Source organism: Pseudomonas sp. A-RE-19, assembly GCF_019956555.1.
Taxonomy (GTDB): domain Bacteria; phylum Pseudomonadota; class Gammaproteobacteria; order Pseudomonadales; family Pseudomonadaceae; genus Aquipseudomonas.
The window spans coordinates 1-6,898 of the sequence record NZ_JAHBDQ010000048.1 but is presented as its reverse complement, the minus strand read 5'-3'; the positions used below and the strand labels follow the sequence as shown (position 1 = coordinate 6,898).

6 protein-coding genes and 4 pseudogenes are annotated in these 6,898 nt (G+C 53.8%); 4 read left to right on the top strand and 6 right to left on the bottom strand.

The features are described 5' to 3' along the window. Window positions 1–165: 165 nt before the first annotated feature. Together KGB14_RS23075 and solA are read right to left on the bottom strand one after the other, a co-directional pair. A pseudogene (locus tag KGB14_RS23075) lies at window positions 166–300 on the bottom strand (helix-hairpin-helix domain-containing protein); the annotation flags it as partial. Window positions 301–648: 348 nt separating this feature from the next. After that, window positions 649–1,824 (bottom strand): N-methyl-L-tryptophan oxidase, encoded by a 1,176-nt coding sequence (gene solA / locus KGB14_RS23070; RefSeq protein WP_223488981.1) that lies wholly within the window; start codon window positions 1,822–1,824, stop codon window positions 649–651. Between the two features lie 199 nt (window positions 1,825–2,023). Between solA and KGB14_RS23065 the strand changes: the two genes are divergently transcribed. Continuing rightward, on the top strand, window positions 2,024–2,476 hold the full coding sequence (locus tag KGB14_RS23065) for a GNAT family N-acetyltransferase (RefSeq protein ID WP_223488980.1): 453 nt from the start codon (window positions 2,024–2,026) through the stop codon (window positions 2,474–2,476). Window positions 2,477–2,533: 57 nt separating this feature from the next. Here the strand turns inward: KGB14_RS23065 and KGB14_RS23060 are convergent. Further along, window positions 2,534–2,701: pseudogene (locus KGB14_RS23060) on the bottom strand (transposase domain-containing protein); the annotation flags it as partial. A gap of 223 nt (window positions 2,702–2,924) precedes the next feature. On the opposite strand from KGB14_RS23060, the gene KGB14_RS23055 reads away from it, so the two are divergent. The 3 genes from KGB14_RS23055 to KGB14_RS23045 all read left to right on the top strand — a co-directional run bounded on the left by KGB14_RS23055 (window position 2,925) and on the right by KGB14_RS23045 (window position 4,891). After that, window positions 2,925–4,280 carry an S-type pyocin domain-containing protein gene (locus KGB14_RS23055; protein ID WP_223488979.1) on the top strand — a complete coding sequence of 452 codons (1,356 nt, stop codon included), beginning with the start codon at window positions 2,925–2,927 and terminating at the stop codon, window positions 4,278–4,280. After that, window positions 4,277–4,528: a bacteriocin immunity protein gene (locus KGB14_RS23050; RefSeq protein ID WP_223488978.1), complete on the top strand. Its 252-nt coding sequence runs from the start codon at window positions 4,277–4,279 to the stop codon at window positions 4,526–4,528. Before KGB14_RS23055 ends, KGB14_RS23050 begins: the two co-directional genes overlap by 4 nt. Window positions 4,529–4,708: 180 nt before the next feature. Next, window positions 4,709–4,891 carry a hypothetical protein gene (locus KGB14_RS23045; RefSeq protein WP_223488977.1) on the top strand — a complete coding sequence of 61 codons (183 nt, stop codon included), beginning with the start codon at window positions 4,709–4,711 and terminating at the stop codon, window positions 4,889–4,891. An 80-nt stretch (window positions 4,892–4,971) separates the two neighbouring features. Here the strand turns inward: KGB14_RS23045 and KGB14_RS23040 are convergent. The 3 genes and pseudogenes from KGB14_RS23040 to glnQ all read right to left on the bottom strand — a co-directional run. After that, a pseudogene (locus tag KGB14_RS23040) lies at window positions 4,972–5,172 on the bottom strand (histone-like nucleoid-structuring protein, MvaT/MvaU family); the annotation flags it as partial. A 10-nt stretch (window positions 5,173–5,182) separates the two neighbouring features. Next, window positions 5,183–6,463: a serine--tRNA ligase gene (gene serS, locus KGB14_RS23035; RefSeq protein ID WP_223488976.1), complete on the bottom strand. Its 1,281-nt coding sequence runs from the start codon at window positions 6,461–6,463 to the stop codon at window positions 5,183–5,185. A 259-nt stretch (window positions 6,464–6,722) separates the two neighbouring features. Continuing rightward, a pseudogene (gene glnQ / locus KGB14_RS23030) lies at window positions 6,723–6,898 on the bottom strand (glutamine ABC transporter ATP-binding protein GlnQ); the annotation flags it as partial.

The following is a 6,898-nucleotide window of genomic DNA, read 5'->3' as shown; positions in this document are numbered from 1 at the left end:
CTGACGTTCATGAGTCACCTCGTTCCAGAGATGAGTTGACCCCCGACAGACTGCCAGAGCAGGCAAGAGACACCAATGCCTTTGCTGTCAGGCATCGGTGTCGTCACTTCCAGTGTAAGTGTTCTCAGATCACCTATTGCTAGGTTCCGGGCTGCAAACTGACGTTAGGATGTCACAAGCATTCGCTTTGCTGAGCACAGCTAGCGAGTCAATGCCCATCTGCGCAAGGCGAGCGATAACGGCCGGCCCTACGCCCTTTAGGGCCAACAAGGCATTATGTTCCGTCAGTGGAAATGGCATCCGTAAACTCCTGTTATCGGCCAATGAAGCAACCGGAGTTTGCCCGACGGGAGAGGGCATCTCAATAGATGGACTCCATCGCCCTCGCCGTAAGCATCAGGAAGGTGGGTTTGGCAGACGCTTACTCCAAAACCACTTATCGCTGTGGACATTTTTCGCGTTGAAAACGGGCAGCTTGTTGAGCATTGGGATGTGATGCAGGAAGAGGTTCTCGCCAAAGACGCCGTTAGTGGTAACTCGATGTTCTGACTTGGCAACCTGATACGCGGCGCAGGGGTGACTGACCGTTACCTACTATCGCGTCGATGTCACCATCCTGACGCCGTCGCCTGAGGCGATGGCGTCCATCTATGCAAGTGGCACCTCAAACCGCTTCAGCGAAAACGCGGATAGATCCAGATCACTTCTGCCATGTATGCACCATTGAGCCAGTGCTTCACCCAAAGCTGCGGAATGTTTGAAACCGTGGCCGGAGCAGGCAGACACCACTAAAGTGTTTTTCAGGGTCGGATGCTCATCAATGATGAAGTTGCTATCCGGAGTCACGGTGTAGGGACATACCGCCGATTTGACCACCCGTGAAGTCACGCCTGTAATTTTTCCCCTGACTTGAGTATTGAACATTTCACGTTCTTCGGCGGCGGAGACAGTTCTATCCAATGTGCTGGGCGTTGATTCTTCAATGTACTGCTCTGTGGCAATTTTTAGGCTGCCTTCGCCAGGTAACGGTGGGAAGCCGTAATTCATGTCGTCTTCAGTTTGCCCATGCCGGAGGATGAAGGTCGGCGAAGCCTCGGCAAACTGTGCGCCTTCTTCCAGCTCGAACCAGAACAACTTCTGTCGACAGACCCGGAGTAATCGGTCGAAGGGCGCCCCCAATAACTCGCGTGACCACATACCGGCACTGACTACTACCTTGTCAGCGAGAATCGTGCGCTGGTCAGTGGTTATGGTCACGCCTTTTTGGTCTGAGGCGAGGCCCATAACGATTTCACCTTTGAGCAGCGTCGCTCCGTGTTGTTCGGCAAGATTGAGCTGTATGGCAATGCACCGCTCAGGCCGAAGGTAGCCACCACTGGGTTCGAAGTAACCGATAGCGTTGTCTAGCACTGTAGAAAATTGCGGGAAGCGTTGACGAATTTGCTCAGCCGACAGTACTTCGTGCTCAATCGCATTAGCTTGCGCTAGCCCTATCGTGCGTTGGGTGAAGTCGTTTTTGCCATCGTGGGCATCGCGGGGGTTGGAGCTGAACACCAGCACGCCACACTGTTCAAACAACGACTCACCGGACAGTGCTTCGAGGTCTCGCCAGAGCGCATGGGAGCGGCGGACGATAGGCAAATATTGGGCACCTTCACCGACCGAAAGTCGGGTAATCCGCGTATCGCCATGGCTTGAGCCTAAGGTGTGGGGTGGGTGATGCCGGTCTATGCCAATCACCTTAACCCCGGCTTTCGCCAATTGATAAACAGTCGCGGCGCCCATCGCACCCAATCCGAGAACTGCTACTTCGCACCGCTCCATCGACTTGTCTTCCTTGAAAATGGGTTAGCTCTTTATGAAAGCATCCTGCCCCAAGAGGCGCTGGATTATAAGCGTCCGGCCGACACACCTTCCAACCCCGAGAACGATGGCGCGCAGGATATGAATACCAACCAATCTAGTGGTTGAGGCAGGTATTATTGGGCGACATAAGACGATCACGAACAGGGAAGTAAATTTCATGGCCGTAAAAATTAGCCGCGCTGACAACCACTGTGTAGAAAAACTCGCCCCCCTTTTTGATGCGTATCGAGGGTTCTACGGGCAACCCTCCAACCTTCTAGAGTCACATGATTTTCTTGCCCAGCGACTAAGCCACAATGAGTCGACGATTTTTTATGCTCACGACGAACTTGGCGGAACGCTAGGGTTTGTGCAGTTGTACCCTACTTTTTCGTCAGTGTCCGCGCGACGAACCTGGCTTCTCAACGACCTCTACGCAACCGATGTTGCGAGAGGGCGAGGGGTCGGTACAGCTTTACTGGATGCCGCCAGGGAATTCGTGATTTCAACGGGAGCCAAAGGAATTTTATTGGAGACCGGTAGGGATAATGAAGGCGCTCAGCGACTTTATGAGGCTCAAGGCTATGTTCGAGATACTGGCTACTACACCTACTACCTCGATTTGGCATAGAGCGTCATAGTTTGCGGTTGGTGTCTGATGGCCAGTTAGCCCAGCACACCTTGCCAGTTAGACGGGCGCCCACTTATGCGGCAGCAACTCCGTAATCTCACTCGCCCGCTGTGTCGGCAGGCGCGTGAGGACGTCCTTCAAATAAGCATACGGATCATGCCCGTTGAGCCACGCCGACTGGATCAAACACATTATCGCTGCGGCACGTTTGCCACTGCGTAGAGCGTTAATAACAGTATTTTAAGATGATTGGTGTATAAGCATAGCCATCTGCCACCATTCAACAGCCCTACCCAACCCGATATCCTTCGCACCCCAGCAATGACAGAGAACATAGGAAATTCAACTTCGCTTTTGGGATTTGTCCTACAGCCAGTGATTGAGCTTCCCGGTAACGTCATTCTGCCCCAGCCTCGGGCTGGATTTCCCAAGGACGAAAGGAAGCTGCATGTCTGGCTATGTACCCAACCCGCCGAAGGGCTACCGCAATAGCGGTGTAGAGCCTGTCGATATCCATGCCCAGCGTTGGGCCGAATACAAAGACCTCCCTACCAAAGAAGAAGCCAAGCCAAACAGTTTGGGTTGCGTGTTCGCTAAGAGCTGCGATCTTCCAGACGGCGTGATCGACCACAAGAAGCCAGCCGGATTTATCCCTGTCGAGAAGGTGGGCAACTACGGCGAGCTCGCCATTCTTGGTGGCAATGAAACGGATGCAGACGGGAACATCCCTCTCAAGAAGATTAGTGGTAACGCGTTACCCACTGCACTGGGAACCCTTCTTTTGGGTGGTGGAGCTGCTGCAACTGCTGGTGCCTCATGTGGTGGCTTGTGCACCGCTGGAGCGGCGGTTGCGGGCGGAAGCGCTGCAACGGGTGCAGGAGCTGCTGGTGCGGGCGCTGGTACTGGGATAGTTACTGCTGGTGTTGTAGCCGGTGCTTTAGCTGGCTTTGTTGCACTGCTATGGCCTTCCAGCTTGGGCGATAGCAGCCTGTACACAGAGGAACAGCTTCAGTCACTCAAGAAAGGCCGTACACGCGTTCGGATTCACGTCGAACAGCAAGCAGATGGCACTCTAAAGGGGTATGGGTACAACACCCAGAACCGCACTGACTGGGAGATGATTCCCGTTGTGCAATTCGTTGAGCAAGGCTCTCAACAGGTGGCGGACTTTGGCGATGGTGTAACCCTGATCTGGACGCCAGCCGTTGACCCGTCCAGCACGTCAGGAATCCCACCGTTAGAGGGTGCGCCTCAAGCGCCTCAGATCTGGATTTATCCGCCAACAGAACAGGCAGACACCATCATCGTCAGCCCGATCTACCCAGACGAATACAAAGACTTCATCCTTGTGTTCCCAGCGGACTCTGGCATTCAGCCGCTGTACATCGTTATCAGCGCTCGCTATTCACCGGGCGTTGTGACAGGCAAAGGACAAGACGTATCGGGCATCTGGCTTGCTGGCGCTGGCACGGGACTCGGTGCGCCCATACCCACTAGAATCGCTGATCAGTTGCGGGGGCAGAAGTTTAAGAGCTTCGATGATTTCAGGGCGGCACTCTGGACTGCCGTAGCCAACGATCCAGAACTTTATGCTCAATTCAAACCCACCAACCAAGGCTGGCTATCCAAGGGCAATTCCCCGTTCGTGCCAAAAGCAGAACGCAACGGCAAGAATGGTCGCTACGAGATTCATCACATAGAACACATCCAACATGGCGGCGCTGTCTACGATGTCGATAACCTCTCCGTAGCCACTCCAAAACGCCACGTTGAAATTCACAGGGAAGACGGGCAAAAACCATGAAAAATACATTTAGTGAATACACTGAAAGCGAATTCACAGCCCTGCTACAGCGCATCATTGACCACGACGGCACAGAGCCGGAAGTAGATGAATTGGTGTTCCACTTTGAAGAGGTGAGCGAGCACCCTGCTGGTTCAGACTTGATTTTCTACCCAGAAGACGGCGCCGACGACTCAGCATCCGGCATCACCAAAACCGTAAAGGAATGGCGCGCTGCTCAAGGCTTGCCGGGATTCAAGGAGGACTGATTCCCAGCTCCTGGGAGAAGGTGTGACGACCGGGCGGGCGATATGTCCCAGAACCTGGCCCCCGCCCTTTTCAGATTTTGCAAAGGGTGGGGTCGGTCTTTGTTCCGATCTGGAAAATAAGAAGTGGCCCGCTCACACCTACGGACTGTCATCCTGAACGCGTAGTTGCTGTATCCAGCCATGAAAGCCGTTTTGGAAAAAAATGGCATCAAGCATGTAGAACTGGAGTTCTTGGTCGACTGGTATCAAAGCGGTGAGCCGCGCCGTCAATCAGACAAGGTGCGTCACGAGCTACTTGAAGCAGCTAAGGCGCTGGGAGTTCGCTCCATCAAGATTACGAATTTTGGCCCAACTTATCAGTGACCAGGCAAAGACCGGTTCTGAATAAAACCCACACAGCAAAAAGGGCCCTCGAGGGCCCTTTTGTACTCAAACCAAAAACACTTGGTCAACCAAGATTCAACCTGGTCTGCACCGTACTTCACTTTCCATTCCTTCAAAGTCTTGTGGTTGCCGCCTTTGGTTTCGACGATTTCGCCTGTGTGAGGTTTTTTGTAAACCTTCACCTGACAAGCTTTGCGTGTGCCGGTTTTTGGCGCGGACACCGTAGCGCGACGACCGGCCTGCTGATTAAGCAGGTTGAGATATATACGTTTAGCGAATGATATCGACACCGCCCATATAAGGTTTAAGCACCTCCGGCACTCGGATGGATCCGTCCGCCTCTTGGTAGTTTTCCAGTACCGCGACCAAGGTGCGTCCTACTGCAAGCCCAGAACCATTGAGGGTGTGCACCAGCTCCGGCTTGCCAGTTTCCGGGTTACGCCAGCGCGCTTGCATGCGACGGGCCTGGAAGTCACCGCAGTTAGAGCAAGAGCTGATCTCACGGTATTTGTCCTGGCTCGGCACCCAGACTTCCAAGTCGAAGGTTTTGACGGCGCTAAAACCCATGTCGCCGGTGCACAGAACCAAAACACGGTATGGCAATTCGAGCGCCTGCAACACACGCTCGGCACAAGCGGTCATGTCTTCCAAAGCCTCCATGGACTTCGTCGGCTCAACCACCTGAACCATCTCGACCTTGTCGAACTGATGCTGTCGGATCATGCCACGAGTGTCACGGCCAGAAGCACCTGCCTCACTGCGAAAGCATGGGCCGTGGGCGACAAATTTGAGGGGCAATCGCTTTGCATCGAGAATCTGCCCAGCCGCCAGATTGGTCAATGGGACTTCAGAGGTCGGTATCAGATAGAAGTCAGCCTCACCCTCGCGGGTGATCTTGAACAGGTCTTCTTCAAATTTCGGCAGTTGGCCGGTGCCCTGAAGAGCAGACGCATGAACCATGTAGGGGATGTAGGTTTCCTCATAGCCATGCTGTGAGGTGTGCAAGTTGATCATGAATTGCGCCAGTGCGCGTTGCAGGCGCGCAATCGGGCCATGCAAGACGGAAAAGCGCGCGCCGGACAGCTTAGCTGCAGCCTCAAAATCAAGACCTCCGCTAATTTCACCCAACGCTACATGGTCTTTGATCTCGAAATCGAACACACGCGGAGTGCCCCAGCGGCGCACCTCTACGTTGTCGTCCTCATCGGAGCCGATTGGTACGCTGGCGTCCGGTAAGTTGGGAACGGCCAGAACGATATCGTCCAATTCTTTCTGAATGCTGTCTAGTTCGTTTTTGCCAGACTCAAGTTCGTTGGCCATGCGCGCAACGGCAGCCATCAAGGGAGCAATGTCTTCGCCGTTAGCCTTTGCCTGTCCAATAGATTTTGAGCGGGCATTACGCTCTGCCTGTAATTGCTCGGTGCGGGTCTGCACCGCTTTTCGGCGATCTTCCAGTGATTCGATGCGCGCGACATCCAGGCTGAAACCACGGGAAGCCAGACGATCCGCCACTTCCTGGGTTTGGCTACGTAATAGTTTGGAATCGAGCATATTGATTTCTCTCAGCGTGAGGTTTTGGAACCCAGCCGTGAATAAGCGAACCCAGCTGACTGGGGGCGGAGTCAATACGTAAGACCAGCAACGATAAAAACACCAAATAAAAAGGGTTCCCCGATTACTCAGGAAACCAAGCGCAGAACACGTGACCGAAGGTGACCAAACCAGAAGACCGGCTCGAACGGAGAGACGGATCTTTTATCACGAGCCCTGACAAAAACTGTCAAAGTCGAAATCCAGTAAGGCAGTCGAATCAGTGAATGATTTGACTCAAGAACAAGCGTGTACGCGAATTCTGCGGATTATCGAAGAAGTCGTTCGGCGCGGCCTGTTCGACGATTTCACCCTTGTCCATGAAGATCACGCGGTTGGCCACGGTACGGGCGAAGCCCATTTCGTGGGTTACGCAGAGCATGGTCATGCCGTCTT

Bases quoted from the DNA above. Each gene is read 5' to 3' on its own strand.
- solA (WP_223488981.1), bottom strand. From the start codon at position 1,824: ATGGAGCGGTGCGAAGTAGCAGTTCTCGGATTGGGTGCGATGGGCGCC.
- KGB14_RS23055 (WP_223488979.1), top strand. From the start codon at position 2,925: ATGTCTGGCTATGTACCCAACCCGCCGAAGGGCTACCGCAATAGCGGT.
- KGB14_RS23045 (WP_223488977.1), top strand. From the start codon at position 4,709: ATGAAAGCCGTTTTGGAAAAAAATGGCATCAAGCATGTAGAACTGGAG.
- KGB14_RS23065 (WP_223488980.1), top strand. From the start codon at position 2,024: ATGGCCGTAAAAATTAGCCGCGCTGACAACCACTGTGTAGAAAAACTC.
- KGB14_RS23050 (WP_223488978.1), top strand. From the start codon at position 4,277: ATGAAAAATACATTTAGTGAATACACTGAAAGCGAATTCACAGCCCTG.
- serS (WP_223488976.1), bottom strand. From the start codon at position 6,463: ATGCTCGATTCCAAACTATTACGTAGCCAAACCCAGGAAGTGGCGGAT.